Source organism: Maribacter luteocoastalis, from assembly GCF_048890225.1.
Taxonomy (GTDB): Bacteria; Bacteroidota; Bacteroidia; order Flavobacteriales; family Flavobacteriaceae; genus Maribacter; species Maribacter luteocoastalis.
This window is the reverse complement of sequence record NZ_JBMFZG010000007.1, coordinates 193087-219933: the sequence shown is the minus strand read 5'-3', so window position 1 is coordinate 219933 and position 26847 is coordinate 193087. Positions and strand designations below refer to the sequence as shown.

General features: G+C 35.0%; 25 protein-coding genes. 17 read left to right on the top strand and 8 right to left on the bottom strand.

The annotated features are described in order from the left end of the window. The first annotated feature begins 3 nt into the window (after nt 1-3). From ACOCEA_RS14730 to ACOCEA_RS14695, 8 genes are all read left to right on the top strand, one after another. Entirely contained in the window at nt 4-1116 is a 1113-nt protein-coding gene (locus ACOCEA_RS14730; protein WP_420757025.1) for a chorismate-binding protein, read from the top strand. A gap of 46 nt (nt 1117-1162) precedes the next feature. Then, complete coding sequence (gene menD / locus ACOCEA_RS14725; protein WP_420757024.1) at nt 1163-2914, top strand: 2-succinyl-5-enolpyruvyl-6-hydroxy-3-cyclohexene-1-carboxylate synthase; 1752 nt, start codon at nt 1163-1165, stop codon at nt 2912-2914. A gap of 38 nt (nt 2915-2952) precedes the next feature. After that, nucleotides 2953-3291 carry a DUF2853 family protein gene (locus ACOCEA_RS14720; RefSeq protein ID WP_420757023.1) on the top strand — a complete coding sequence of 113 codons (339 nt, stop codon included), beginning with the start codon at nt 2953-2955 and terminating at the stop codon, nt 3289-3291. A gap of 115 nt (nt 3292-3406) precedes the next feature. Further along, nucleotides 3407-4243, top strand: a complete 837-nt coding sequence (locus ACOCEA_RS14715) for a CvfB family protein (protein WP_420757022.1) — start codon at nt 3407-3409, stop codon at nt 4241-4243. Nucleotides 4244-4427: 184 nt separating this feature from the next. Next, nucleotides 4428-5030 carry an SPOR domain-containing protein gene (locus ACOCEA_RS14710; RefSeq protein ID WP_420757021.1) on the top strand — a complete coding sequence of 201 codons (603 nt, stop codon included), beginning with the start codon at nt 4428-4430 and terminating at the stop codon, nt 5028-5030. Further along, the gene (menA, locus tag ACOCEA_RS14705; protein WP_420757020.1) at nt 5030-5938 is read left to right on the top strand and encodes a 1,4-dihydroxy-2-naphthoate octaprenyltransferase; all 909 of its coding nucleotides are present in this window, start codon (nt 5030-5032) and stop codon (nt 5936-5938) included. Before ACOCEA_RS14710 ends, menA begins: the two co-directional genes overlap by 1 nt. A 34-nt stretch (nt 5939-5972) precedes the next feature. After that, nucleotides 5973-6734, top strand: coding sequence for a LytR/AlgR family response regulator transcription factor (locus ACOCEA_RS14700; RefSeq protein WP_420757019.1), 762 nt, complete (start codon nt 5973-5975; stop codon nt 6732-6734). Between the two features lie 453 nt (nt 6735-7187). Continuing rightward, nucleotides 7188-9152, top strand: coding sequence for a sensor histidine kinase (locus ACOCEA_RS14695; protein WP_420757018.1), 1965 nt, complete (start codon nt 7188-7190; stop codon nt 9150-9152). 7 nt (nt 9153-9159) lie between these two features. On the opposite strand, the gene ACOCEA_RS14690 is transcribed toward ACOCEA_RS14695, so the two are convergent. Beyond that, nucleotides 9160-9954, bottom strand: a complete 795-nt coding sequence (locus ACOCEA_RS14690) for an SDR family oxidoreductase (protein WP_420757017.1) — start codon at nt 9952-9954, stop codon at nt 9160-9162. 46 nt (nt 9955-10000) lie between these two features. Between ACOCEA_RS14690 and ACOCEA_RS14685 the strand changes: the two genes are divergently transcribed. Genes ACOCEA_RS14685 through ACOCEA_RS14670 form a run of 4 tightly spaced genes read left to right on the top strand, consistent with a single transcriptional unit; the run spans nt 10001 to nt 14471 of the window. Beyond that, on the top strand, nt 10001-11053 hold the full coding sequence (locus ACOCEA_RS14685) for an o-succinylbenzoate synthase (protein ID WP_420757016.1): 1053 nt from the start codon (nt 10001-10003) through the stop codon (nt 11051-11053). After that, nucleotides 11044-11994: a CPBP family intramembrane glutamic endopeptidase gene (locus tag ACOCEA_RS14680; RefSeq protein WP_420757015.1), complete on the top strand. Its 951-nt coding sequence runs from the start codon at nt 11044-11046 to the stop codon at nt 11992-11994. The genes ACOCEA_RS14685 and ACOCEA_RS14680 overlap by 10 nt, the downstream gene beginning before the upstream one ends. A 6-nt stretch (nt 11995-12000) precedes the next feature. After that, nucleotides 12001-13083: an AMP-binding protein gene (locus ACOCEA_RS14675; RefSeq protein ID WP_420757014.1), complete on the top strand. Its 1083-nt coding sequence runs from the start codon at nt 12001-12003 to the stop codon at nt 13081-13083. Between the two features lie 41 nt (nt 13084-13124). Next, nucleotides 13125-14471, top strand: a complete 1347-nt coding sequence (locus tag ACOCEA_RS14670; RefSeq protein WP_420757013.1) for a M24 family metallopeptidase — start codon at nt 13125-13127, stop codon at nt 14469-14471. Here the strand turns inward: ACOCEA_RS14670 and ACOCEA_RS14665 are convergent. Continuing rightward, nucleotides 14468-16096, bottom strand: a complete 1629-nt coding sequence (locus ACOCEA_RS14665; protein WP_420757012.1) for an acyl-CoA carboxylase subunit beta — start codon at nt 16094-16096, stop codon at nt 14468-14470. The genes ACOCEA_RS14670 and ACOCEA_RS14665 overlap by 4 nt on opposite strands. Nucleotides 16097-16168: 72 nt before the next feature. On the opposite strand from ACOCEA_RS14665, the gene ACOCEA_RS14660 reads away from it, so the two are divergent. The 3 genes from ACOCEA_RS14660 to ettA all read left to right on the top strand — a co-directional run bounded on the left by ACOCEA_RS14660 (nt 16169) and on the right by ettA (nt 19131). Beyond that, on the top strand, nt 16169-17143 hold the full coding sequence (locus ACOCEA_RS14660; protein WP_420757011.1) for a Gfo/Idh/MocA family protein: 975 nt from the start codon (nt 16169-16171) through the stop codon (nt 17141-17143). A 66-nt stretch (nt 17144-17209) separates the two neighbouring features. Further along, on the top strand, nt 17210-17392 hold the full coding sequence (locus ACOCEA_RS14655) for a CAL67264 family membrane protein (protein WP_013995358.1): 183 nt from the start codon (nt 17210-17212) through the stop codon (nt 17390-17392). A 47-nt stretch (nt 17393-17439) separates the two neighbouring features. Continuing rightward, nucleotides 17440-19131, top strand: a complete 1692-nt coding sequence (gene ettA / locus ACOCEA_RS14650; protein WP_420757010.1) for an energy-dependent translational throttle protein EttA — start codon at nt 17440-17442, stop codon at nt 19129-19131. A 37-nt stretch (nt 19132-19168) separates the two neighbouring features. On the opposite strand, the gene ACOCEA_RS14645 is transcribed toward ettA, so the two are convergent. Both ACOCEA_RS14645 and ACOCEA_RS14640 read right to left on the bottom strand, forming a co-directional pair. Next, the gene (locus ACOCEA_RS14645) at nt 19169-19975 is read right to left on the bottom strand and encodes an MBL fold metallo-hydrolase (protein WP_420757009.1); all 807 of its coding nucleotides are present in this window, start codon (nt 19973-19975) and stop codon (nt 19169-19171) included. Between the two features lie 10 nt (nt 19976-19985). After that, nucleotides 19986-20444, bottom strand: coding sequence for a GNAT family N-acetyltransferase (locus tag ACOCEA_RS14640; protein ID WP_420757008.1), 459 nt, complete (start codon nt 20442-20444; stop codon nt 19986-19988). A gap of 168 nt (nt 20445-20612) precedes the next feature. On the opposite strand from ACOCEA_RS14640, the gene ACOCEA_RS14635 reads away from it, so the two are divergent. Next, nucleotides 20613-21500 (top strand): hypothetical protein, encoded by an 888-nt coding sequence (locus ACOCEA_RS14635; protein WP_420757007.1) that lies wholly within the window; start codon nt 20613-20615, stop codon nt 21498-21500. A gap of 80 nt (nt 21501-21580) precedes the next feature. Here the strand turns inward: ACOCEA_RS14635 and fumC are convergent, their stop codons facing one another. Continuing rightward, nucleotides 21581-22978, bottom strand: coding sequence for a class II fumarate hydratase (fumC, locus tag ACOCEA_RS14630; RefSeq protein WP_420757006.1), 1398 nt, complete (start codon nt 22976-22978; stop codon nt 21581-21583). Nucleotides 22979-23144: 166 nt separating this feature from the next. On the opposite strand from fumC, the gene ACOCEA_RS14625 reads away from it, so the two are divergent. Continuing rightward, nucleotides 23145-23318, top strand: coding sequence for a hypothetical protein (locus ACOCEA_RS14625; protein WP_420757005.1), 174 nt, complete (start codon nt 23145-23147; stop codon nt 23316-23318). 47 nt (nt 23319-23365) lie between these two features. Here the strand turns inward: ACOCEA_RS14625 and ACOCEA_RS14620 are convergent, their stop codons facing one another. The 3 genes from ACOCEA_RS14620 to arsC all read right to left on the bottom strand — a co-directional run bounded on the left by ACOCEA_RS14620 (nt 23366) and on the right by arsC (nt 26838). Next, nucleotides 23366-25888 carry a TonB-dependent receptor gene (locus ACOCEA_RS14620; RefSeq protein WP_420757004.1) on the bottom strand — a complete coding sequence of 841 codons (2523 nt, stop codon included), beginning with the start codon at nt 25886-25888 and terminating at the stop codon, nt 23366-23368. 4 nt (nt 25889-25892) lie between these two features. Then, complete coding sequence (locus ACOCEA_RS14615; RefSeq protein ID WP_420757003.1) at nt 25893-26399, bottom strand: hypothetical protein; 507 nt, start codon at nt 26397-26399, stop codon at nt 25893-25895. A 94-nt stretch (nt 26400-26493) separates the two neighbouring features. Further along, a complete protein-coding gene (arsC, locus tag ACOCEA_RS14610; protein WP_420757002.1) occupies nt 26494-26838 on the bottom strand; it encodes an arsenate reductase (glutaredoxin) in 345 nt (114 codons plus the stop codon). Nucleotides 26839-26847 lie beyond the last annotated feature (9 nt).

The following is a 26847-nucleotide window of genomic DNA, read 5'->3' as shown; positions in this document are numbered from 1 at the left end:
CGAATGACCCTTTGGGACCAAGCTAAATTACACCACAGTAAGAACTTACCTTTTGTATTATATAAAAGACCAAGGGAGAGTTACGTTAATGGAGTATTTCAAAATGATGATGAATTAAACCGTGTGGCAGATTTTACTGAACAGGGTTTTATATTTTCCCCCTTTAATGCGGAAGATCAACCACCCGTTTTAATAAAATTCGATGTAGTGCTACAAGGGACATTTGATGTAGACAGATCAAAAACAATATGCGAACCAATTAATGATCATTCAAATGATTTGGAATTTGTGCGCTATCTAGAAATGGTAGATAAGGCTGTTTCTGTTATTAATTCAAATAAAATTAAAAAAGTAGTTCTTTCCAGAAGTCTAGAAGTTAACGTCACTAAATCAAATTTTGATATTTTCAATGATATTATCCAAATTTATGATAACGCATTTTGTTATTTATGGCATCACCCAGGAGTAGGTACTTGGATGGGGGCTACCCCAGAAGTCCTGTTAAAATGTAATGGAAATAGGTTTACCACGATGGCTTTGGCAGGTACTCAGGTTGTTAAAGAAAATTCTTGTAACCCTAAATGGGGAGATAAGGAATTATATGAACAGCAATTAGTAACAGACTATATTGTAGCTGTTTTAGAGCCTCAAGTTCAGAATATCACTGTTGGGGAGGTTGAGTCATCCAAAGCCGGTAATTTATGGCATTTACGAACCAAAATATCTGGTATTTTTCAAAAAGAACATTTTGGCAAGCTCATTAAAAGTTTACATCCAACTCCAGCCGTATGTGGAATACCATTACAAGCTTCTAAAGATTTTATACTAAAAAATGAAAACTATAAACGTTCGTTTTATACTGGATATTTGGGCGAACTTAATCTTTTGAAGGAACTGTCCAGGAATAAAAATCCACGTAATAATGAAAATAGCGTGTATAAGTCGGTTACTAATACATCGGAACTCTTTGTGAATCTTCGTTGCATTCAACGTATTGGAAATAAGGCAATAATTTATGTTGGCGGTGGCATAACCCAAGGGTCGGACGCAAAAAAAGAATGGGTAGAAACCGTGAATAAAAGTTTTACAATGCTTCGTATTCTGAAAGGTATATAACTTAAGAATTGGGCAAAGTTAGTTACAGTCCGTATTTTTGTATTGCATGAAATATTCTACCATACCCTCGGCACAGACCATTGTTAAGCATTGTAAAGCTAAAGGTATTTCCAATATTGTAATTTCCCCAGGTTCTAGAAATGCGCCATTGACATTGTCTTTTACCGAACACCCTTATTTTAAATGTTTTAGTATTGTTGATGAACGGTGTGCCGCCTTTTTTGCTTTAGGCATAGCACAAAGATTAAAAGAGCCAGTGGCGGTAGTATGTACCTCTGGGAGTGCATTATTAAATTATTACCCGGCAATTGCCGAAGCGTTTTATAGTGAGGTACCCTTAGTGGTTATTTCCGCAGATAGGCCAACGTATAAAATAGATGTTGGCGATGGACAGACCATACGCCAAGACCATGTGTTCATTAGACATATAGGGTATTCGGCAAACTTAAAACAAGACAGGTCACATTCGGTAGAAAGAATAAAAAAATATAGTCCAAACTGGATTTTAAATTTGAATATTGATGAAGTTCAAAAGGAAATACAAGAGTTTAATGATTCGGAAATAAATAAAGCTTTTAACATGGCTTTGCACCAAAGCCTTCCAGTACATATTAATGTGCCATTTGAAGAGCCTTTATATGATCATCAATCAGATTTAAGTGTTCAGGTAAACATTGAACACAAAGAAGTTCCTAAGCAAGAATTATTGCAGCTAAATAAGTTGACCAAAATCTGGAATTTAGCATCTAAAAAGATGATTCTTGTAGGGGTAAATAGTCCAAATACCATAGAACAGGAGTTCCTTGATAAATTAGGAAATGACCCATCGGTAATAGTATTAACAGAAACAACATCAAACCTTTACCACACTAATTTTTTCACCAGTATAGACTCACTTTTGGCACCAATAGAGTTACAAGAGAATAGGGATGAACAGTTTAAAGAGCTTCAGCCAGAAATTTTAATTACGTTCGGCGGATTAATCGTTTCGAAAAAAATAAAGGCTTTTCTGCGGTCTTATCCTCCCAAATATCATTGGCATGTTGGGGATAAAAGGGCCAATAATACTTTTTTTGTACTAGAAAAGGACATTAAGATAGATGTCAATGTTTTTTTTAGGGCCTTGCTTGTATCTGAAAAACCCTCTAGTGCTAACTACTATCCTAGATGGGATAATGTACGAAAGAACTACCTTTCTAAAAGAAAGGAATATAGCAGACAAGTTTCATTTTCAGATTTTATCGTCTTTGATGCTGTTCTTGCAAAAATTCCGGAAAACTATCAATTGCATTTGGCAAATAGTTCCACTATTCGTTATGCCCAGTTGTTTGATGTAAATAAGACAATAAAGGTTTTTTGTAACAGAGGAACGAGTGGTATAGATGGGAGTACTTCCACCGCTATTGGCGCCTCCATCTATGAAGAAAACCCTACGTTGCTCATAACAGGAGACCTTAGTTTCTTTTATGACAGTAATGCGTTGTGGAACAGTTATATACGAAAGGATTTCCGAATTATAGTAATTAATAATAATGGTGGGGGCATTTTTAGAATTTTACCAGGAAAGGAGGAAACCGATAATTTTGAAAACTATTTTGAAACTGTTCATAATTTAAACGCATCGGCACTTTGTAATATGTATGGGATTGGTTATCAACTAGTAAATGATGAACCTTCCCTCCAACATGAGTTATCGCTTTTTTTTGAACCTTCATCAGAGCCTAAATTACTAGAGATACAAACCCCTCGATTATTAAATGATAAAATTTTGATGGATTACTTTCATTTTATATCTTAGAGTCAAATTAACTATTAACTAATTAGACACTAAAAATTATGAGTAAAAGAGACGAACTTATTGAAAAATACGCCGCAGATATTAAGGATAAATTCGGTGAAAGTGCAGATATGGATCTTTTAAAAAAGGTGACCGTTGGTTTAGGACCATCTATCTATAATCTAGATGCTTCAAAAGTTTCAGGTGGTGACGATAAAGAATTGGCTACCGTAAAGAATAATTACTTAATTAAGAAATTAGGCTTAAAGGATAGTTCAGATTTGGATGATGCTATTAAAAGTGTTATGGACCAATATGGTTCGTCAAATAAAAATAAGCATAGGGCTGTAGTTTATTATATGCTTTGTAAGCATTTTAACAAAGCCTCTATCTATTAATAGATTCAGCTAAGAAGTATTTAAGTCGTTCCCTATGGAGCGACTTTTTTTTAATCGAAAATAACTTTATCACCTCTAAACCAACAGTGCAAATATTAAAACGTAATTTTGCAATATGATAGAATTAGGAAGAAAAAACACATTGGAAATACTAAGAGATACCAGTGTTGGTCTTTTTTTAGGTGATGGTGAAGGTCAAGATATTCTTTTGCCGAATAAATATGTACCTACTGAATATGAAATAGGTGGGTCCATTGAAGTTTTTTGCTATTTGGATTATGATGAACGTCCAATAGCCACGACGTTGGAACCTTACATAATGCTTGGCGAGTTCAGGTTACTACAGGTTGCAGAAGTAAATGAATTTGGAGCCTTTATGGAATGGGGACTTGAGAAGCATTTATTGGTTCCTTTTCGGGAACAACGCGATAAAATGAAACAGGGACAATGGTATGTGGTACACTGTTACTTAGATCAAAAAAGTGGAAGGTTGGTAGCATCCAACAAAATAGATAAATTTCTTAGTAATGAGAATTTACAATTAAGAGAATGGGATGAGGTTGATCTTGTGGTTACCAGACAGACAGATCTTGGTTGGGAAGTTATAGTAAACGAAAAACATAAAGGTCTTGTTTATTTTAATGAAGTTTTTAAATCCATTAATATCGGGGATGTTATTCCTGGTTGTATTAAAACTATTAGAAAAGACAATAAATTAGATATCTCACTACAACCCCTTGGAAGTAGGGTTTTAGAACCAGCAGCGAACAAAATATATGAGGTAATCAAACAAAATGGTGGTTTTTTGCCTTTGCATGATAAGTCCGATCCAGAAGAAATTAGGGATACAATGCAGATGAGTAAGAAGACTTTTAAAAAAGGCTTAGGTACTTTGTATAAAGCTAGAAAAATTAAACTTGAGGATGATGGTGTTAGTTTAATTGACGATTAGGCAATTAATCGTAAGAAAATTCATCATTTGATTGACAATCAGATTTATACCTTATAAAATGGAGTTTATATTGGTATTATATATGATTAATACTATTTTTGTGATTTTATAAAGATTAGTTTATATCTTTAATAAGATTTTAATTAAATTTAGGCAAGAAAAGCCCCCTAATTAATACTTTATTATGCCTTTTATAGAAGAGAGCGATCTACTAGAATTACATAAGGATATTGACAAGGCCCAGATTATTAACGAGCGGCTTTTAGATCAGATAAAATTTAAGAATAAAGAGTTAAAGAAAAGTAAGATTCAGCGTAATATATTTGCAGGCATTACAGCATTCTTTTTAATTGGTGGTTTGGCATTTACCTCCTTCACGGCTGGGCTAAGCAGCTCTAATTCCTTTGATAAACAGAATAACAACCTTTTGGTTTCTATCGATAGCTTGGATGCGATTAAAACTAGGATTAGCAATCTAAAAGAGCAAAATGAAGAACTAAGCTTGGTTAAAGAGTTTTATTTGGCAAAGGAGTTTTTGGCTAAGGAAAAAATTTACTCTGTACAGGTGAAATCCTTCGTAGATAACAATGTAACGCTTGCTTCTGAAGCACTAACCAATACGCTGTTTGTAAAAACAAATCCTTTTTATTCCTATTCATTAGGTAATTTTGAAACCTTACAGGAAGCCCAATCTTTTAGAAAGCAGTTGGTTGATATTGGTTTTGAGGATGCATTTGTTGCGTCATATAAAGAAGGTAAGAGAATTCAAATAGAAGATCCCTATTAGTGCCCGAATTTAAGTCTTGGATAAAGGCAGCTAGGCCTAGAACACTTCCGTTATCAATTTCAGGTATTTTGGTTGGTACTGCATTAGCTGGTTATTACGGTAGTGTGGACTATATTGTTTTTTGTTTGGCCTTATTGACTACCATAGGTTTTCAGATTACTTCAAATTTTGCCAATGATTATGGAGATGGGGTAAAAGGAACCGATAATGATAAAAGAATAGGCCCCAAAAGAGTAATTCAAAGTGGTCTAATAACCGCAAAAGAGCTTAAACGAGGTATAATCATTTCTGTAGTTATTTGTTTGCTTCTTGTTTTTAGTCTGTTATTTACTGCTTTTGGCATGCACAATATGCTATTTTCTTTAGTGTTCTTACTGTTAGGTTTTTTAAGTATCTGGGCAGCACTCAAATATACCCTTGGTGAATCCGCATATGGTTATCATGGTTTGGGAGACTTATTTGTTTTTATTTTCTTTGGTTTGGTAGGGGTAATAGGTTCTATGTTCTTATACATAAAGGAAATACCTCCTTTATCTTTACTGCCGGCTGTAAGCATGGGATTATTAAGTGTGGGTGTTTTAAACCTTAATAATTTAAGGGATTATGAATCTGATAAGGACGCAGGTAAGAATACGATTATTGTGAAAATCGGATTTTTAAATGGTAAGGTATATCACTATTTTTTATTGATTATATCCTTTATTTGTCTTTTATTTTTTGTGATTTTCACATACCAGAATTGGCTTCAATTTAGCAGTCTATTGGCCTATATTCCAATATTTATACATCTGATAAAAATTAAGAGTACGAACATTGCCAAAAACGTAGATCCTGAGTTGAAAAAACTTGCTTTAAGTACATTTTTAATGGCAATTCTCTTTTATTTCAGTTATAATATTTTTTTGTAGATTTGAATGTTAACCATCTAAACCATATATTCACTTGGAACAACCTATTAAAATACTCATTGTAGAGGACAATGTTATTATCGCAGATGATATGCAGTCCATGTTGGAGGAAATAGGCTATGAAATTGTTGACAATGTCATTGTTTATGAACAAGCTGTAGAGGTACTGAAAAGCCAGCAAGTAGATCTTGTTCTCATCGATATCATTTTAGCATCTGATAAAACAGGCATTGACTTAGGTAGGCATATTCGAGATAATTACGATATACCATTTATTTTTGTCACCTCTAATTCTGATAGGGCTACTGTTGAGAATGCTAAAACAGTAAAACCCAATGGGTATCTTGTAAAGCCATTTGAACAGCAAGATCTATATACGTCCATAGAAATTGCACTTTCTAATTTTATTTATGGTAAACAAGCGAAAAGTATTGATGATGATAATAGCGAGATAAGTTCAGATGCCCCAATGTCCAATTCTATTTTAAAGGACTCTATTTTTGTTAAAAAACAACATTTGTATTACAGAATTCAGTTTGGGGATATTCAATTTATAAAAGCTGATAATGTTTATTTAGAGGTGAATACCATTGATAAAAAGTTTTTGGTTAGATCGCCATTAAAGGATTACTTGGAGAAGCTGCCCAAGAATAAATTTTACAGGGCACACAAATCTTATATAGTTAATGTGGATCACATTGACGCTATAAATTCCAAGGACATTATGATAAATAATACACTAATTCCAATTTCAAAGGATTTTAAGGAGTTTATTATTTCTGCAATGAATTCATAATTTTACTTCATAATTTTTTGGAGGTGATATTTTAATTTATATGTGATGTTTATATCTTTTTAAAAACCGATAAAACACACAGAATCATCGATGAAATACGCGTATTTAAGCCAAATAACTGCTTCACAACAAAATATAGGGGTTACACAACAATACTGTAAAACTTGAAGTTCTATATAATATTTTTGTTAGGTAGGTATTTGGGAGCTATATAATATTGATTAGATTGTTAAGTAAATTATTCAATACTTGACACTTTCCTATATTTTCCAGTCTATCTGCGATAAACACTTTTACTTTTAAGAATAAAAGTAATACCATTGAGAGCACAATTTATTTCACTTAGAAACCGTTTTTGTAATCCACTTCATATAAGATGTTATGAAAGGTGAACAACAATGATTTGAAAAGGCATTTGATTTGTTTTAGGTTTGCTTTTGAGTTTTAATTAGTATGAAAAGAAATTTCTATTATAGATTTTTATTTGCATTGATGCTATTGTCCACTCTTATGGGAGTAGCTCAAGAATTTGAAAATGCCGAGGAAAACTATTTTGAAATGTTTCAGGAACTTTCAGACGCTGATCTTCGCACGGTATTTTTCTTCAGCACTTCCAATAGATACAATCAAAATTCTGCATATGACTGGTTGGATTCGGTCAACGTATACCTAAACAGTTCAAAGAAAACCAGTGATTCTACAGCCATTGTAAATTATCAGTTAATTCAATCTCAAATTTATAATGATTTAGGGGATTATGAGAAGAGTCTGGCACTTACAAAGGAGCTATATGATACTTTGGAGCTATATAATATAGATACCCAAATACTCATATTGGAATTAATGGATTCCAATTACGCTAAACTTGAGTTGTATGACAAGCAAATTGAAATAAGACGTCGCAAAAGGGATTTAGGTATTACGGACAATATTTTCTTTTATGATATCTACTCCAATTTAGGACAGCACCGTAAGGCCATGAAGGATTATATGACCGAGGAAAAAAAGAATATTGCTGATGATGATTTTTTTGCTCAAGCGGTTTATAATAATAACATAGGGAATTACCTAAGACTGGATAAATCTACACCGACGGCACTGAGTTATTTTAACAAGGCAAATGCTTTGATAGATGTATATTTCAGTGATGTAATAAAAGTTAAGACCGATAATCAAATTAACGAGGCAAATACCCTTAAAGGAATAATTTTAGGTAATATAGGTAAATGCCATGTACAACTTAAAGAGTATGAAGCTGCCATACCTTTTCTAGAAGAAAGTATTTTAACCATTAAGAAACACAAATCAGGCAAGTTTTTATCTGAGCTCATGGAGAACATCCTGGCAATTGCCAATTGCTATTTACAGCTGGATAATTTTGAAAAAGCAACCGACTATTTAACTGATGATTTAAACCCGATCAAAGCAGAGAATATTCTTCAAAAGAATAGATTATATGCCATGTATTATGATAAAACTGGCGATTTTAAAAGTTCTGCCACCTATTTAAAACGTAATATTAGAATAAGGGATTCTATTGATCTTAAGGAATCAAACATCAAAAGTCAACAACTGGCGGCTGTAATAAATCAAGAGGTGGAATATTCAAAGGGTATGATCGAGGAGCAGAAAAAAGCGCTTGAGAAATCACGAAATGATATTGCAGAAAAGGATAAGAGTATTAGTCTAGTATTTATCTCATTGGTATTCACTCTTATGGGATTTGCAGGTTTGGTGTATGCGTACTTAAAAAGTATAAAAAACCAAAGATTAATAGCAGAGCAAAAACATATAATTGAAAATTCGCTTGTTGAAAAGGATTCATTATTAAAAGAGATTCACCATAGGGTTAAAAATAACCTCCAAATGGTTTCTAGTTTGTTGAGTTTGCAAACTAAAAATACACGGAGTAAAGCCGCCATACAAGCTCTGGAGGAAGGTAAAAGTAGGGTTAAGGCCATGGCATTGATTCATCAAAAATTATATCAGAATGATGATTTGTCTGTGATAGAGATGCAAGGGTATATAGAAAGTCTTATTAATAGTGTGCAATCAGTTTACAAAAAAGGCGGACATAATATTAATATTACTATCGATGCAGAGGGAGTGGAATTAGATATTGATCGAGCCATTCCATTCGGACTAATATTAAACGAGTTAGTTTCTAACTCATTTAAATATGCATTTCCACATGATGAGGAAAATGGAAAAATTTATATCCATTTAAGAAAAATATCTGGTAGTGAAGGCTTTTTTGAATACACAGATAACGGAGTTGGTTTACCGGAAGATACACAAGAAAGGGCTGAATCCTCTATGGGAATTCGGTTAATGAACAGACTCGCCAATCAGTTACAAACCACATTGAATACAGATAAAACGTCTCAAGGTGTTCGTTTTTGGTTTAATTTTAAATAAACCACAGCTACCTCACTGTACTTCTTAAAACAAGCTCATGTAGTAGTTTTGGAAAAAAACGTTTAATATAGATAGCGTAAATTTCCTTCCTCCCAATATAGGTCTCAAATTTTTTCTGCTCTATTGCTTTAATGATTTTCTTGGCACAGATAACAACAGGTAATCCACTTGAAGTTGCATCATCATTTTCACCTTGCCTACTTCCGTCAGCAGTTAAAGCGTTTTTGGCTACATTGGTCTGTATAAACCCTGGGCAGATTAGGGTAACACTTATATTGTCTTTTTCGTGCTCCATTCTTAACGCATCAAAGAAACCATGAAGTGCATGTTTGGCCCCACAGTAGCCAGATCGGAATGGAGATGAAAATTTCCCCATTAAACTGGTAACCGTAACAAAATGACCTTGTTCCCGCTCTATGAAATGCGGCAACAATGAATTAGATATGCTTATGGTACCCAGATAGTTAATATCTATTAACTCTTTATATACTTTAAACTTTGTTTTGGCGATTAATGAACGTTGGCTAATACCGCCATTATTTATAAGGATATCTATTTTGCCAAAAAAATAAATGGCCTTATTCACCATTTTGTCTGAAGATTCAAAATCTGAAAGATCCAATGGAAGCACTGCAATATTCTCTGGGTACTTACATGATAATTTAACCTTTTCCAATTCATTTTCCCTGCGAGCAGAAATAATTAATAGACAACCAAGTTCATTAAGTTGATGCGTCAACTCCTCACCTATACCAGAGGACGCCCCAGTAATCCAAATAACATTGCCGCGTATACTTTTCATTGTGCTCTTTTCTTAGCCAAAAATATAGTTAAATTTGAATGAATTTATGAAAGCTATATTTAAAAAGCGTCTCCTAAAGTTTAAAAGCCCTAGTGGTACATCTAGGGGTATATTAAAATCTAAGGAAACTTGGTATTTAATTCTTCAAGAAAATGATAAATGGGGAATAGGCGAGTGTGGAATATTTAGGGGTCTAAGTTTTGATGATGTTCCAGAATTTGAGGATACGTGTGACTGGATTATCAAAAATATTGATAGAGGTGAGGCTTATTTGTTGGAAAATTTGAAAAGCTTTCCAAGCTTACAATTTGGGGTTGAACAGGCATTTTTATCTTTTAGGTCTAGTAACCCTTTTGAACTTTTTGAAACATCATTCTTAAATAATTATAGGGGAATACCTATTAATGGTTTGGTATGGATGGGTGATGCTGGTTTTATGAAGAACCAAATACAGGAAAAACTGGAACAGGGTTTTAGTTGTATAAAAATGAAAATTGGTGCTATTGATTTTGAAACAGAAATTAGGTTATTAGAATCCATAAGGAATCAATTTTCAAAAGATCAAATAGAGCTACGGGTAGATGCCAATGGTGCTTTTATGCCCAGTGAAGCGCTAGAGAAGTTAGAAAAGTTAGCTACCTTAGAACTTCATTCCATAGAACAACCAATAAAATACGGTCAATGGAATGAAATGAAAACACTTTGTGCCCAAACACCGTTGCCTATAGCACTTGATGAGGAATTAATTGGCCTTATAGATGTAACAATAAAGAAAGAACTGTTACTAACGGTTAAACCACAATATATTATTCTGAAACCTAGTTTAGTTGGTGGTTTTAAGGGAAGTATGGAATGGATAAAATTAGCTGAAGAACTTAATATAGGCTGGTGGATAACCAGTGCCTTGGAAAGTAATGTTGGTTTAAATGCCATTGCCCAATGGACAGCAACATTAAATAATGATATGCCACAGGGTTTAGGCACTGGTGGTTTATTTACAAATAATATAGATAGTCCGTTAGAGGTGAAACATGGAGGGCTATACTACAACCGTTCCAAAAATTGGGACATTAATATGTTTAAGAATTTATGTACATAGAGCAGGCTTATAAAGGTTTAAGTGATAGTTGGAGGTATTTTTTAGGTATTATTTTGATATTTTTTGCATGGCAATTTATTGGAGGTATACCCTTAGTTGTAGCCCTGATTTTGTCAGACGATGGTATGTCTACATTAGCTAGTGGTGAAATGGGGGCAATGTCCGATGCCTTAGGTTCAAATACATTTTTCTTTTATATGTTATTAACTTTTGCCATAGGTTTGTTCTTTCTTTTTTTATACGTAAAACTGGTTCATAAACAAACTATTAAATCCTTAACTACTTCAAGAAAAAAAGTGGACTGGAAACGTATCTTGTTTTCATTTTTTCTTTGGGGTATAATTTCAGTATTTTTTATTTTCCTGGATATATACCTTTCCCCTGAGGATTATAAATTTAATTTTAATTTATATCCCTTTTTAATTTTAGCTTCAATCGCAATTTTTTTAATCCCAATACAAACAAGTATGGAAGAATATTTTATGCGTGGCTATATGATGCAAGGACTTGGGGTATTAACTAAAAACAGATGGTTTCCATTGGTTTTTACATCTTTATTGTTTGGCTTAATGCACATATTCAATCCTGAGGTAGAAAAATTGGGTTATGGAATTTTAATTTTCTATGTTGGTACTGGATTTTTTCTAGGAATATTAACCTTGATGGATAAAGGGCTGGAATTGGCACTGGGTTTCCATGCGGCAAATAACTTGACCGCTGCTCTTTTGGTAACGGCAGATTGGACAGCATTTAAGACCCACTCTGTATATACAGATATTTCTGACCCAGTTTTGGGATGGGATGTGTTGGTGCCAGTTTTTGTAGTATTTCCTATTTTATTGGTCGTATTTTCTAAAAAGTATGGTTGGTCTAATTGGAAAGAACGCTTAACTGGTAGAGTGGTTTCCGAAGAAGAATTTTTAAATGCTGATAACACATAATTTATTGTGGCTGAAATACACCCAAAGTTTAAATTAAACGGTTTGGCCCTAAATGAAAGGGATTTAATTGAAGTTGGGTATTGTTTCATAAAAGAAGGACAAGCATTTGAGAGGGAAATAGGGGTATTTTTACTAAACTGGTTAGATGCAACAAATGAAGTTAGTGTACAAACTTCAGGTTCTACTGGCTCCCCGAAAGAGATTATACTACTTAAAGAACATATGGTTAATAGTGCCAAGGCTACTGGTTCTTATTTTGATCTACAACAAGGAGATAGTGCTCTACTATGTTTGCCGGCAAGATATATTGCAGGTAAAATGATGTTGGTGAGGGCTATGGTATTAGGTTTAGAATTGGACACCGTTGAGCCTAGTTCTTCTCCCTTGCATATTTTTAGTAGGGATTACGATTTTTGTGCTATGGTTCCAATACAGGTTCAAAATTCACTTTCGCATTTATCCCATATTAAAAATCTAATTATTGGTGGAACCACGGTATCTTCCTCTTTGAAAAAAGAGTTGAATAGGCTTAGGGTTAATGCTTTTGAAACCTATGGAATGACGGAAACAGTTACCCATATAGCGGTTAAGAAATTAATTGAGGATGAGTTAAAAGGAGAAGGTATTCCATCACTTTTTTTAACATTACCCGGTATTAGGATAGAACAAGATGAAAGGGGATGTTTGGTAATAAATGCCCCAAATATTTCCAAAACTAAAATTGTCACAAATGATGTAGTAAAGTTACATTCAACGACAGAATTTGAATTGTTAGGTAGGATTGATAATGTGATTAATTCAGGAGGGGTTAAACTATTTCCGGAAAATATCGAAAGAAAATTATCCCATATCATAAAGAATCCTTTTTTTGTGGCAGGAATACCTGATGAGGAATTAGGCGAAAAGTTGATTCTTATAATTGAAGGGAAAGGTAATTTAGAAGAAATAGCTAATCTACTAAAGCTGGCTAAGGATTTAGGACCCTATGAAACTCCCAAAACAGTTTGTTTTTTGGAGAATTTTGAACGTACTGAGAATGAAAAAATTCAACGCACGCCCACTTTGAACAAGGTATTTGGAATTCATTAAATTTCCTCTATATTTCTAAATAAGACGTAATAACTCACCAAATGAAAAAACTTCTCTTTTTACTGCTTTTTGTTTTGAGCTTATCCCTACATGCACAACGAATCTTAAAAGAAAAAGAACGGGCCGTGGTTATTGATGATATTTTGGATGACCGTTTAACTAATTTGTTACCCAATTTAATGGATATGGCCGGCATAGACATGTGGGTTGTGATTTCAAGGGAATATAACGAAGACCCGGTTATAAAGACAATGCTTCCCGCCACGTGGCTAAATGCGCGTAGAAGAACAATTTTATTGTTTTATCGAAACAGAGAAAAAAATAACATTGAAAAACTGGCTGTAGCTAGATATAATGTAGGTAAGAACATAGAATCGGCTTGGGACAAGGAGAAAGAACCTGATCAATGGAAGCGGTTAATGCAACTTATTATTGAACGTCATCCTAATAAAATTGGATTAAATTTTTCAAAGGATCACAACATAGCAGATGGCTTGGATAAAACGGATTACGATGAGTTTATGTCCAATCTACCCAAAAAATATAAATCTAAAGTTGTTTCTGCCGAACAACTTGCCGTACGTTGGATAGAAACTCGTACCGAGCGTGAAATGGTTATTTATAACCAGCTGGTAGCTATTACCCATGATATTATTGCGGAGGCGTTTTCGGAAAAAGTAATTACCCCGGGAATCACTACCACAAAGGATGTGGAGTGGTGGATGCGTCAAAAAGTTACCGATTTGGGGCTGGAAACTTGGTTTCATCCAACAGTAGATATCCAAAGGGCTAAAGAAGAGCTGGCTAGTCATTTGTATTCTTTTTCAAGTAGGCCTGAGGATATGGTAATTTCACCAGGTGATTTACTGCATTGCGATTTTGGCATCACGTATTTAAGGTTAAATACCGATTGTCAAGAATTGGCATATGTTTTAAAAGCAGGAGAAAAAGGTGCACCACAGTTTTTAATAGATGGTTTAAAAGAAGGTAATCGAGTTCAGGATTTCTTAACGACAAATATGGTAGGGGGCAAAACCGGAAATCAGATTTTGGCAAAGTCATTATCAGACGCAAAAAACGTAGGATTACGACCTTCCATTTATACACATCCGTTGGGACTTTATGGCCATTCTGCGGGAACCACAATTGGCATGTGGGATTCCCAAGGAGGCGTAATGAAAGATGATGGAGAAAATTACCCCCTAAACACCAATACGGTTTATGCCATTGAATTAAATACTTCGATAACAATACCAGAATGGAACCGTGATATTCGTATAATGCTAGAAGAAGCTGGTTTCTATGGTGAAAATGGGTTTAGATATGTCAATGGTAGACAAACTGAGCTTTTGTTGATTCCTCGTGTAAAAAAACATCAAGGTAACTAAACTTGTATAACGCCTAGATTAAACGGTTTTTCTATGGGTGCGTGGTCTGCAGCTGAAATGCCCATGCTGATCCATTTGCGTGTATCTAATGGATTTATGATCGCGTCTGTCCATATGCGGGCCGCAGCATAATAGGGAGATACTTGATTGTCATATCGTTTTTTGATTTTATCGTACAGTTCTTTTTCTTTCTTTTCTGTTATGGTTTCGCCCTTTTTTTTAAGTGAAGCTTTTTCAATTTGTAAAAGTACCTTGGCGGCAGAATTACCACTCATAACTGCTAATTCTGCACTTGGCCAAGCCACTATTAATCTAGGGTCATAAGCTTTACCACACATGGCATAATTACCAGCGCCATAGCTGTTACCAATTATCACTGTAAATTTTGGCACCACGGAATTGCTTACTGCATTTACCATTTTCGCACCGTCTTTTATTATTCCTCCATGCTCACTTTTACTGCCCACCATAAAGCCGGTAACATCTTGCAAAAATACAAGGGGAATCTTTTTTTGGTTGCAATTCGCTATAAATCTGGTGGCCTTGTCCGCAGAATCTGAATAGATTACACCGCCAAATTGCATTTCACCTTTTTTAGTTTTTACGACCTTTCGCTGATTGGCAACAATACCTACAGCCCAGCCATCAATACGGGCATATCCCGTTAGGATAGTTTGTCCATAACCTGATTTGTATTCCTCAAATTCAGAATTATCAACCAATCGTTTAATAATGTCCATCATGTCATATTGTTCGGTTCTAGAGCTTGGTAATATGCCATAAATATCCTCAGGATTTTCTTTTGGTTTTTGGTTCTTTATCCTATTGAAACCTGCTTTGGGGAAATCACCAATTTTGTTCATAATGTTTTTTATGGTGTCCAAGGCGGCTGCATCATCCTTGGCCTTATAATCTGTTACACCACTTATTTCGCAATGCGTGGTGGCACCACCAAGTGTTTCATTATCTATATTCTCTCCAATGGCTGCTTTCACCAAATAACTCCCAGCTAAGAAAATACTCCCGGTTTTATCAACTATTAAAGCCTCATCACTCATAATAGGTAGGTAGGCGCCACCAGCAACACAACTACCCATGACTGCAGAAATTTGGGTAATTCCCATACTACTCATAACCGCATTGTTTCGGAAAATTCTACCAAAATGCTCTTTATCAGGGAAAATTTCATCTTGTAAGGGCAAATACACACCTGCACTATCAACCAAATAGATAATTGGTAATTTGTTTTCTATAGCTATTTCCTGTGCCCGCAAATTCTTTTTTGCGGTTATTGGAAACCAAGCACCTGCTTTAACAGTAGCATCATTGGCCACTACTATACATTGCCTACCTTGTACATAACCAATTTTTATTATTACGCCACCAGAAGGACATCCACCATGTTCCTCATACATTCCCTCGCCAACAAAAGTTCCTATCTCTATAGAATCAGTTTTGTCGTCCAATAGATATTCTATTCGCTCCCTAGCAGTCATTTTGCCCTGGTCATGCTGCTTTGCAATCTTGTCTTTACCACCTCCTAAATGTATCTGGGCAGTTTTTCTCCTTAATTCTGATAATAAAAGCTTGTTGCTATCTTCGTTTTGATTGAATTTAATATCCATTCTTGTGCATTTCATTTCCATGGCTAAAGATAAGGAGTTAAATTTGGTAAAATCAATCCTAAAAACAAAAGTATGATCAGATGGGGTATTGTAGGAGCAGGAAAAATTGCCCACACATTTTCTAAGGATTTGGCATTGGTGGATGATGGAAGGCTTACCGCTGTTGCCTCTCGAAGCTTTGATAAAGCAAGGGAGTTTGCTGATGAATATAGTGCAGAACATGCATTTGGTAGTTATGAGGATTTGTTTAAAAGTGGTACGGTGGACGTGGTTTATATTGCTACCCCCCACACTGGGCATGCAGATCTGGCGATACAGGCCATGGAAGCGGGTATTCATGTTCTATGTGAGAAACCATTGGGCGTAAATAAGACAGAAGTAGTTGCGATGTTGGCCGCAGCCAAAAAGAACGGGGTGTTTTTAATGGAAGCACTATGGACGCGTTTTAACCCAACAATAAAAGCCGTTAAGGAATTGGTAAATTCCGGTGAAATAGGGGAAGTTGGTCACTTATATTCAGACTTTGCGTTTTATGCATTGGATAGGGATGTTAACGGAAGACTTTTAAACCCTGCTTTGGCTGGTGGTTCTTTATTGGATATTGGTATTTACCCTATATTTTTAAGTTACTTACTTTTGGGTATGCCCAAAAATATCTTGGCAAATGTGAAATTTCATGAAACTGGTGTGGAAAAACAATGTAGTATGATATTTGATTATCCTAATGCAGATGCTATGTTATATAGTAGCTTAACCACAACGTGTGAGATGAGAAGTACCATATCAGGGAGTGAAGGAACTATTTATATTAATCCTCGTTGGCATGAAGCCACAAGTTATACCTTGGTGAAAGGTGATAATGAGAAAACAATAGAGGTTCCTAAACTGGGTAAAGGGTATACCCATGAAATTGAGGAGGTCCAACAATGTTTAATAAATAATAAACTGGAAAGTGATTTATGGAGCCATCAGAACAGTTTAGATTTAATTACCTTAATGGATACTGTGCGTACACAAACAGGAATCGTATTTCCTTTTGAGGAATAAAGCGGTTTAAAATTGGATTAACATACTAAAAATACCGATATTTGTTGTTCTTTTAATCTTTTTAGAATGGGAATGAATAAGAACACGGTATTGGCCTGGGCCACATTTATTATGATTTTTGTAGGTCTTGCTTTAATAGCCCTTGGCGCATTTAGATATGATGAGGTTGCCGGATGGGGATTTGCATCAGTTGGCATTGGTTTCTTCGCAATAGCCTGGGTTTTTAATGCATTAAAAGGTAGGGTTTAATTCCACGATTTTAGTTTAATTTTCACAACCAATAAATACAGTATTTTATGTCCGACGATAAGAAGGTCATCTTCTCCATGTCTGGAGTTACCAAGACCTATAAAAATGCCAACACTCCAGTTTTAAAGAATATTTACCTCAGTTTCTATTATGGCGCTAAAATCGGTATCCTAGGTTTAAACGGTTCTGGTAAATCTACACTCTTAAAAATTATTGCTGGTGTTGATAAAAATTTTCAGGGTGATGTAGTTTTTTCCCCGGGTTATAATGTAGGATATCTTGAACAAGAGCCAGATTTAGATGAGGATAAAACGGTTTTAGAGGTTGTTAAGGAAGGTGTAGCTGATACGGTTGCCATTCTAGATGAATATAACAAGATCAACGACATGTTTGGGTTGCCAGAAGTTTATGAGGATGCTGATAAGATGCAGAAACTTATGGACCAGCAAGCAGTTTTGCAAGATAAGATTGATGCATCTAACGCATGGGAGTTGGATACCAAATTGGAAATTGCCATGGATGCCCTTAGGACTCCAGAAGCAGATAAGAAAATCGCAGTGCTTTCTGGTGGAGAAAGAAGAAGGGTGGCACTTTGTAGATTGTTGTTACAAGAACCTGAAATATTATTGTTGGATGAGCCTACCAACCACTTAGATGCAGAATCTGTACATTGGCTCGAACATCATCTCGCCCAATACAAAGGAACGGTCATTGCAGTAACCCATGATAGATATTTCTTGGATAATGTTGCAGGATGGATATTAGAATTGGATAGGGGTGAGGGTATACCTTGGAAGGGGAATTACTCTTCTTGGTTGGACCAAAAATCAAAAAGGTTGGCCCAGGAAAGTAAAACAGCATCTAAGCGCCAGAAAACATTGGAAAGAGAGTTGGAATGGGTTAGACAAGGTGCGAAAGGGAGGCAGACAAAACAAAAAGCCCGACTCAAAAATTATGACAAATTAATGAGTCAGGATCAAAAGCAGCTAGACGAGAAGCTGGAGATTTATATTCCTAATGGACCTAGATTAGGAACCAATGTTATTGAAGCGAAAGGTGTAAGTAAGGCGTATGGTGACAAATTACTTTATGAAGACCTTAATTTTAACTTGCCACAAGCAGGTATAGTTGGGATAATTGGTCCGAATGGCGCAGGTAAGACTACTATTTTTAGAATGATAATGGGTGAGGAAACTCCAGACAAAGGAGAATTCATTGTAGGTGATACTGCTAAAATTGCTTATGTAGATCAGAGTCATTCAAATATTGATCCAGAAAAAACTATTTGGCAAAATTTTAGTGATGAACAAGAGCTCATTATGATGGGCGGCAGACAAGTAAATTCTAGAGCATATTTAAGTCGTTTCAACTTTTCCGGAAGTGAACAGAATAAAAAGGTAAGCATGCTTTCTGGTGGGGAACGTAACCGCTTACATTTGGCCATGACACTCAAGGAAGAAGGAAACGTATTACTTTTAGATGAACCTACTAACGATTTAGATGTGAATACCCTTAGGGCATTGGAAGAAGGTTTGGAGAATTTCGCTGGCTGTGCCGTAGTCATTTCGCATGATAGGTGGTTTCTAGATCGTATTTGTACACATATCTTAGCTTTTGAAGGAGATTCACAAGTATATTTCTTTGAGGGGTCATTCTCTGATTATGAAGAGAATAAGAAAAAGCGTCTAGGTGGCGATTTAATGCCTAAACGAATCAAGTACAAGAAATTAATAAGATAGCAAAAAAGGCTCCCAGTGTGGGAGCCTTTTTTAATTATTAGTAATCTTCATTAGGATACCAGTCCAACTGTACCACTTCAATATTTGGATTTCCTTCGTTTATTAATTTTTTGAAATTAGAGACATCACTTACCTCGGGTCTGCCCCTAAAGTGATACGGGTAAACTTGTTTTGGTTTAAAATCTAGTACTGCAGAAGCAGCACTTTCAACTTTCATTGTATAAGGAAGGTTCATACATATAAAGGCCTTGTCAATATTTATTAAACTTCTCATTTCAGGTATATCCTCTGTGTCTCCTGAAAAATAAACACGTTGTTCGTTAAAATTTAAAATGTATCCATTACCACGGCCCTTTACATGAAAATCTTTGGCTTCTTCCCTAAGGTTGTACATAGGTACAGCTTCTATTATAATTCCAAAGTGTTCTTTAGATTCGCCATTCGCCAATACATCAACTTGATTTGCAAATTCTTTAGCAAGCTGATCTGCAACAGCTTTGGGAGCAATTATTTTTGCTTTAGAAGTGTTTAGTGCTTTAAGTGTTTCAATACTTAAATGGTCTCCGTGAATATCTGTAATTAAGATGAGGTCTGGAATATCTTGGCCTTCAAATGCGGAGGCCCCACCCGTTGGATCTATATAAATGGTAACACCCTCCCATTTCAAGACTGCGGTAGCATGTTCAATGGGAATAATTTGTAAATCTTTGTGTTCAGTCCTTTTTGATTTATCAGATTCTTCTATTTTTTCTTCAATGGCAACAGCATCCGATTTAGATTTTTCCTTACAACTTAAGAACGTTAATGAGATTAATAAACAAATAATTGATCTTTTTATTTTCATAACTAATATTTTAAAGTTCCATTTCCATTTTAATATCACTTCTAGCATAAGGTAAGTCTTTTTCTAAAGGTACTTCTTGAAACCCGAACTTACGATAGATATGAAGTGCAGTATCTAATTTAGTACTAGAATACAAGATTATTTTTTTCCAGTCCTTGGATTTTGCAAATTGTACCGCATGTGCCAACATTTCTTGACCTATTTTTTTGCCTTGATGGTTTTCACTAACAGCCATTTTACCTAATTCAAAAAAACCATCTTTATTTGGAATAAAGGCAAAACAACCAGCCGGAGTATCGTTCCACAAGGCAATAAAAATATAACCACCTTTATTTATAATTTCTTTTTTACTATCATTTAATAATGCTACATCCATTTTTTCAACAACGAAGAACTTCTCTAACCATGCAATATTCAAATCTCTAAAAGAATGTGCATAGATATCTTTATAACCAACGATCTTCAACATTAATTCCTATGTTTTAAGATTAAAAATAATGGTTACTGATGTGGAATTTGATGTAAATAAAAAAAAAATAACATTAAAAAATCTAAAAAGAACATCTGTACGTATATAGAATGATACAAACAACCAATTATTAGTTGAAAATTCAACGAGAAAATTAAATATTACATTATGAGTGAAACAAAGAACAACAATGGATTAAAGGTATTGGCGGCCTTATTGGGTGTAGTACTTTTAGGTACTATTATTTACACAGTTAGTCTATATCAAGACAAGAAAAAGACAGAAAATGTCTTAACTAAAGAAAAAGAATTAGTAGTTGAGGATTTAAATAGCTTGAAATCTGAATACGACAAAGCTATTTTGGAGAGTAATGCTACTAATGAGGAATTGGTATCAGCAAGGGATAACATTGCTAAATATATTGATTCTGTTAATACAATGAAAGCTGATATTTCTTCTTTGGCAAGATACAGAAGACAAGTGGGTGTTTTGAAAGCTGAAAGAGAGCAATTATTAAAGCAAGTTGATTCTTTAACACGTTCTAACACTATGATTGCTATGCAGAGAGATAGCACATATGTTGAATTAGAAAAACAAACCGTTTTTAATGATTCTTTAGTTGTACAGAATACACAATTGGCAGATGCTGTTGAAAAAGGTTCAGCTTTAAACCTTTCTAAATTTAATGTAGATGCGGTAAGGGAGCGTAACAGTGGTAAACTGGTTTCTACCCAAAGAGCAAGAACTACAGATAAATTCAAGATTTGCTTTACCGTTGCTGATAATGTAATTGCGCAAGCTGGAGATAGAGAATTTTATTTAGAAGTATTGGATCCACAAGGTAATGTTTTAGGAGAAAGTTTTTCTAAAACTAATGATGGAGGTGCATCTGTAACTTATAGTAAAGGAACAGCATTTTACTATGAAAATAAATCTTTAGATGTTTGTGATTATATAAACAAACCAGCTGGTGATTTCCAAAAAGGGAACTACATGGTTAATGTTTATGATGACAAATTAAAATTATTGGGTACATCTAAATTTACTTTAAAGTAATTCATACACTATCCATTTAAATAAAAAAAGGGCGGTCTTCAAAAGACCGCCCTTTTACTTTTATAAAAATCAATAAACAATTATTTTAAGCTCCCTACCATATCTTCTGGTTTAACCCAAGCATCATAATCCTCAGCGTTAACATATCCAAGATTAATGGCTTCCTCTTTTAAGGTAGTACCATTCTTATGGGCGGTATTTGCAATTTCCGCTGCTTTGTAATATCCAATTTTAGTATTTAATGCGGTTACCAACATTAAGGAATTGTTTAAAAGCTGTTTGATTACCTCATGGTTAGGTTCTATACCCACAGCACAATTTTCATCAAAACTGGCACATGCGTCACCTAATAATTCTGCTGATTGTAAAATATTTGCAGCCATCAATGGTTTAAATACATTTAACTCATAGTGTCCTTGGGTGCCTCCAATTGTCACAGCTACATCGTTGCCCATTACTTGAGCACATACCATGGTTAATGCTTCGCACTGTGTTGGGTTTACTTTTCCTGGCATAATGGAACTACCTGGCTCGTTTGCAGGAATAATAATTTCTCCAATACCGGAACGTGGACCTGAGGCCATCATTCTAATATCATTGGCAATTTTATTTAAAGATACTGCCAGTTGTTTTAGGGCACCATGACTTTCTACGATAGCATCATGGGCAGCTAAAGCCTCAAACTTATTTTCGGCCGTTTTAAAAGGCAGGCCTGTAAATTCAGCAATATAGTTAGCAACCAAAACATCATATCCTTTTGGTGTGTTAAGCCCTGTTCCTACAGCTGTTCCTCCTAAAGCCAATTCACTTAAATGATCCAATGTGTTTGTAAGTGCTTTTATCCCATGGTCTAATTGTGATACGTAACCAGAAAATTCTTGACCTAAGGTTAAGGGAGTGGCATCCATTAAGTGCGTTCTACCAATCTTAACCACATCCTTAAAATCTTTAGCTTTTTTATGAAGTGTATCACGCAATTGAGTAACACCAGGAATAGTAACCTCTACAATTTTTTTGTAAGCTGCAATATGCATTCCTGTTGGAAAAGTGTCATTGGAAGATTGTGATTTGTTTACATCATCATTTGGTTGAATCGTTTTTTCACCTACTCCTATTTCTTTACCGGCAAGTTCATGTGCCCTATTGGCAATAACTTCATTCACGTTCATATTGCTCTGGGTTCCGGAGCCTGTTTGCCAAATTACCAAAGGAAACTGATCATCATGTTTACCATCAAGTATTTCATCGCAAACCTTAGCGATTAAATCCCTTTTTTCCTTACTTAAAACATCCAACTCGCAGTTGGCATATGCAGCTGATTTTTTCAAATAGGCAAAGCCATAAACTACATCTAACGGCATTGAGGCTACTGGTCCTATTTTGAAATTGTTTCGTGATCTTTGGGTCTGTGCGCCCCAGTACTTATCCTTGGGAACTTCTACATTTCCCATGGTATCTTTTTCTATTCTAAATTCCATGATTTTTTATTATAAAGTAGTGACTTGCTAACTATTTGTTTCAAAAATAAGATTTGTATTTATTTATTGACAACAAAGAAGTAAGGATATGTAAAATTAATTTGCCTTTTGGTTTGCAAAAAATAATTCGTTTATGGTATCTTTGTTAAGAATTAAGATGTAAGATATGTTCGAATTTGATCAATATTTAGGTTTTTTAGCTTTCTTAACTATTTTAACCATTGGTTTTTGGTTAATGATGTTCTTGTTATTGTTCGTTGTGCCTTATTGGTTAGGTGGTAACATCATAGAATTATTAAAAGAAAGACGCGATAAGAAAAGAGCTGCGCGTAATGAATAAAAAAAAAGAAGCCATTTGGCTTCTTTTTTTTAGGGCAACTTGTTTGACTATCCTTCTATTTCAAATTCTCCTCCATCCCCACCTCTAGGGCTTTCTCCATTTCTTCTTCTTTGATTCTTCTGCTCATTGAACCTATATAAAAAAGACAAATTTATCTGTCTTTGTCTCCATTGAAACTCACTATAGGTAAATACATTGTCCGTTCTGGTTTCACTTTTGCGCTTACGTGAATTAAAAAGATCGCTCACATTCAAAGATAAGGTGGCCTTATCTTTTATGACATCCTTACTAAAGGCCAAATTAGTGCTCAATATTCCTTTGTTTTTTGATTGGGCATCTTCTGAAGGGCCTCTATAAAAAGCATTGGTTTGAAAATCTATTTCCCAAGGCAATGGTAATTTGGCACTTAATCTTGAGAACCACGTAAAATTGTTTGCATCAAAATTTTGTGTAATTTGCTCATCTTGGAAATTTACATAGCTGTAATCTCCCCTTAATTTTTGTTGAAACACATTTACATTCCAAGTAAGGCGCCAGTTTCTCTTAGGTGTATAGGTAGTGGTGAATTCCATACCATATCTCTCATCCGTTGCCAAGTTAATTGGTGTCCTCGCTTGTACAGGTACTACCACTGGGTTAGATGGATCTGAAGGATTCTCAATGGTAACAAAATCACCAGTTTCTTGTGTAATGAATTGAAATACACCTGTAGACCTATTAAAATAAGCGGAAGTGGTAAATGAAAGTTTTTCCCATCTTTTTAAATAACCGAAGTCATAGGCATCCGTAAACGTGGGATCCAAATCGGGATTTCCTTGGAAAAGGTTTGTGTTGCTAGAACGTGATGGGAATGGATTTATAAAACGAGACCATGGTCTTCTTAATCTTCTACTGTAACTTAAGGTCACTTGCTCCTTTTCCGAGAATTCATAACCCACAAAAATAGAAGGAAACCAATTTGTGTAATCCTTGTCCGTAACGTCATTGGTGTTCACCAACTCAATACCTATATCGGAAGTCTCCATACGTAAGCCCCCAAGGAGGTTCCATTTGCCAAATTTACTGCCCAATTGGGTGTATAGGGCATTGACATATTCTTTATAGTTCAGTTCGTTACTGAAATTAGGATTACTGTACAGAACCCCGTTTTCCAAAATACCGAAATCAAAATCAGTATTGAAATTATTAAACGTACCGCGATAACCCAATTCTAATTGGGATTGATTGTCTTTGCCAAAAGGAAGTACATAATCAGCCTGGAGTAATTGATTTTTTTGAGACTCGTCATTAATAGTCTGTTCGGTGTCCAATTGTATGTTATCGCCTAATATTACTTCATTTATTATGGAATTCTCAAGTTCATTACCTGTAGAATATTGGTAATCCACTTTTAATTCATGGCCATCATTGTTAAATCTTTTGATGTAATTCACAGAGTATTGAATATTCTCTTCATCTTCAAGCTCATTGGTAAACCTGTTTCTTCTAATTGTTGGATTCTTGGCCGCATCATAATTGAAAAAATCAATATCAGTGGTATCATCACCATTGGAATTTCTGTACACGAAAGAGTTGGTAATGCTACTTGTGGAGTCTATAAAATATTCAAAGCCAATATTAGTGTTGAATCCTTCACTTTGTCTTTGGTAATCCCTATATTCATCCTGAAAACTTGCCGTACTACCGTCTTCATTGAAATTTTCTTGCTCAAATAAAGCGTTACCAGGCCCTTTTGTATATCTATATGATGTATTGGAAAAAATATTGAATTTATCTCTTCGTAAGTTTAAGCTGATATTACCGCCGTAACTGTCCGGATTGCCCGCAAAAACATTTACTGACCCGTTTAAACCCGCAGTCTTACTTTGTTTTAGTATAATGTTCAATATTCCTGCAGTACCTTCAGCATCATACCTCGCTGACGGATTGGTAATGACTTCTACGCGTTCTATGGCGTCTGCCGGTAATTGTTGTAAGGCTTCAGGGCTCAATCCAGAGAGGGCAGAGGGCTTACCGTTTATAAGTATCCTTACGCTTTCATTTCCTCGTAGGCTTATATTTCCCTCAACATCTACACTTACGGATGGTACATTGTCTAAAACATCCGTAACAGAACCCCCTTTCACAGTGAGGTCAGAGCCCACATTATACACTTTTTTATCTAGTCGTAATTCTACAGTAGTGCGTTCGCCAACAACCTCTACGGCCTCCAATTGTTCAACATCAAGGGCAAGTTTTATGGTGCCTAAATCAGTTGCGCTTCTAAGGGCCTGTCTTTCCAAGGCATAGGTTTTATAGGAGATATATTCTATCCTTATATTATAGTTTCCAGGTATGGTTTCTACGGCAAAATCACCATTGGCGTTGGTAATACCACCTGTAACATTTTCAGGGTTTCTTACACTTTGTAATATCAAAGTAGCATATTCCAAGGGTTGTCCTGTTTCTTGATCTAAAACTTTTCCAGTTATGGTAATCGGGTCTGGCCTTTGGCCTTGATTCCCTCCCGGTCTTTGGCTGTGTAGTGCAATTACGGAAATTAATGGGAGCAATAGGAAAAGTTTTTTCATGTGTTTATGTTTTGGTTTTCTTTTGTTTCTTTTTCTTCTTTTTGTTTTCTTTTATAGTCTTGGCAACCCCGTTTTTTTGGAGTTCTACAAATGCCTCATATTTTTCCAGCGGTAATCCCGCTTTAAGTTCTTCGTCTTGTCGCTTGGTTATATTTTCATAAACTTCCCTCATTTTTTCTGGCGGAAGTTTTAATATTTGAGCCTCAATTCGCTCCTGAACATATTTTTTTAAAACAGAACTCAATACAGCCGATTCAAATTCATTTAATGACAAAGCTTCCGTAATGGAAGGCATTTCACCATCTACTAGTTGTTCTGCAGTTTTAGGTTCTTCTTTTTTAGGTGTCTCTTGAGTCTGGGGTATCGCACTGCGTTGTCTTCCATACCCGTAACCACCGCGGCCATATCCGTAGCCACCGTAACCATATTGACCAAAAATTTCAGAACTTGTAAATAGTATTAGCAGTATTGCTAAAAAATGAAATCCGCTTGGTTTTACTATTTTTTTCATAACGTTTGATTGTTAAATTAGATTTTGGTTTAACCGCTAATGGTTAATTGTTTGTTAACATATGTCTAAATAATACTTATTTGTTAAGGAAATTTTATGAAATAATCTTTTCAATATTGTCAACCGGTCTTCCAATTACCGCAACACCGTTATTGATTACAATAGGTCTTTCTATAAGTTTAGGGTATGTAATCATGGCATCCAATACTTCTTCATTGGTTAATAACCTATGTTTAAACTTTTCTTTCCAAATAGCCTCATTTTTTCTTACCAGATTCTCTGGAGTAATTCCTAAGCAGTTTATTACCTCCCTTAGCTCTTCCTTTGTGGGAACTTCGTCTAAGTATTTCACTACTTCAAACTTCTTGCCAGATTTTTCTAATAGCTCAAGTCCTTCTCTAGATTTTCTACATCTTGGATTGTGATATATTTTAATCATATCATTACA

Coding starts and splice junctions, on each gene's coding strand:
- ACOCEA_RS14665 (WP_420757012.1), bottom strand. CDS start 16,096: ATGGATATTAAATTCAATCAAAACGAAGATAGCAACAAGCTTTTATTA.
- ACOCEA_RS14620 (WP_420757004.1), bottom strand. CDS start 25,888: ATGAAAAAACTTTTCCTATTGCTCCCATTAATTTCCGTAATTGCACTA.
- ACOCEA_RS14655 (WP_013995358.1), top strand. CDS start 17,210: ATGGGAATGAATAAGAACACGGTATTGGCCTGGGCCACATTTATTATG.
- ACOCEA_RS14625 (WP_420757005.1), top strand. CDS start 23,145: ATGTTCGAATTTGATCAATATTTAGGTTTTTTAGCTTTCTTAACTATT.
- ACOCEA_RS14685 (WP_420757016.1), top strand. CDS start 10,001: ATGAAAGCTATATTTAAAAAGCGTCTCCTAAAGTTTAAAAGCCCTAGT.
- ACOCEA_RS14715 (WP_420757022.1), top strand. CDS start 3,407: ATGATAGAATTAGGAAGAAAAAACACATTGGAAATACTAAGAGATACC.
- ettA (WP_420757010.1), top strand. CDS start 17,440: ATGTCCGACGATAAGAAGGTCATCTTCTCCATGTCTGGAGTTACCAAG.
- ACOCEA_RS14680 (WP_420757015.1), top strand. CDS start 11,044: ATGTACATAGAGCAGGCTTATAAAGGTTTAAGTGATAGTTGGAGGTAT.
- ACOCEA_RS14615 (WP_420757003.1), bottom strand. CDS start 26,399: ATGAAAAAAATAGTAAAACCAAGCGGATTTCATTTTTTAGCAATACTG.
- ACOCEA_RS14635 (WP_420757007.1), top strand. CDS start 20,613: ATGAGTGAAACAAAGAACAACAATGGATTAAAGGTATTGGCGGCCTTA.
- ACOCEA_RS14720 (WP_420757023.1), top strand. CDS start 2,953: ATGAGTAAAAGAGACGAACTTATTGAAAAATACGCCGCAGATATTAAG.
- ACOCEA_RS14670 (WP_420757013.1), top strand. CDS start 13,125: ATGAAAAAACTTCTCTTTTTACTGCTTTTTGTTTTGAGCTTATCCCTA.
- ACOCEA_RS14690 (WP_420757017.1), bottom strand. CDS start 9,954: ATGAAAAGTATACGCGGCAATGTTATTTGGATTACTGGGGCGTCCTCT.
- arsC (WP_420757002.1), bottom strand. CDS start 26,838: ATGATTAAAATATATCACAATCCAAGATGTAGAAAATCTAGAGAAGGA.
- ACOCEA_RS14710 (WP_420757021.1), top strand. CDS start 4,428: ATGCCTTTTATAGAAGAGAGCGATCTACTAGAATTACATAAGGATATT.
- ACOCEA_RS14640 (WP_420757008.1), bottom strand. CDS start 20,444: ATGTTGAAGATCGTTGGTTATAAAGATATCTATGCACATTCTTTTAGA.
- ACOCEA_RS14660 (WP_420757011.1), top strand. CDS start 16,169: ATGATCAGATGGGGTATTGTAGGAGCAGGAAAAATTGCCCACACATTT.
- fumC (WP_420757006.1), bottom strand. CDS start 22,978: ATGGAATTTAGAATAGAAAAAGATACCATGGGAAATGTAGAAGTTCCC.
- ACOCEA_RS14695 (WP_420757018.1), top strand. CDS start 7,188: ATGAAAAGAAATTTCTATTATAGATTTTTATTTGCATTGATGCTATTG.
- menD (WP_420757024.1), top strand. CDS start 1,163: ATGAAATATTCTACCATACCCTCGGCACAGACCATTGTTAAGCATTGT.
- ACOCEA_RS14730 (WP_420757025.1), top strand. CDS start 4: ATGACCCTTTGGGACCAAGCTAAATTACACCACAGTAAGAACTTACCT.
- ACOCEA_RS14645 (WP_420757009.1), bottom strand. CDS start 19,975: ATGAAAATAAAAAGATCAATTATTTGTTTATTAATCTCATTAACGTTC.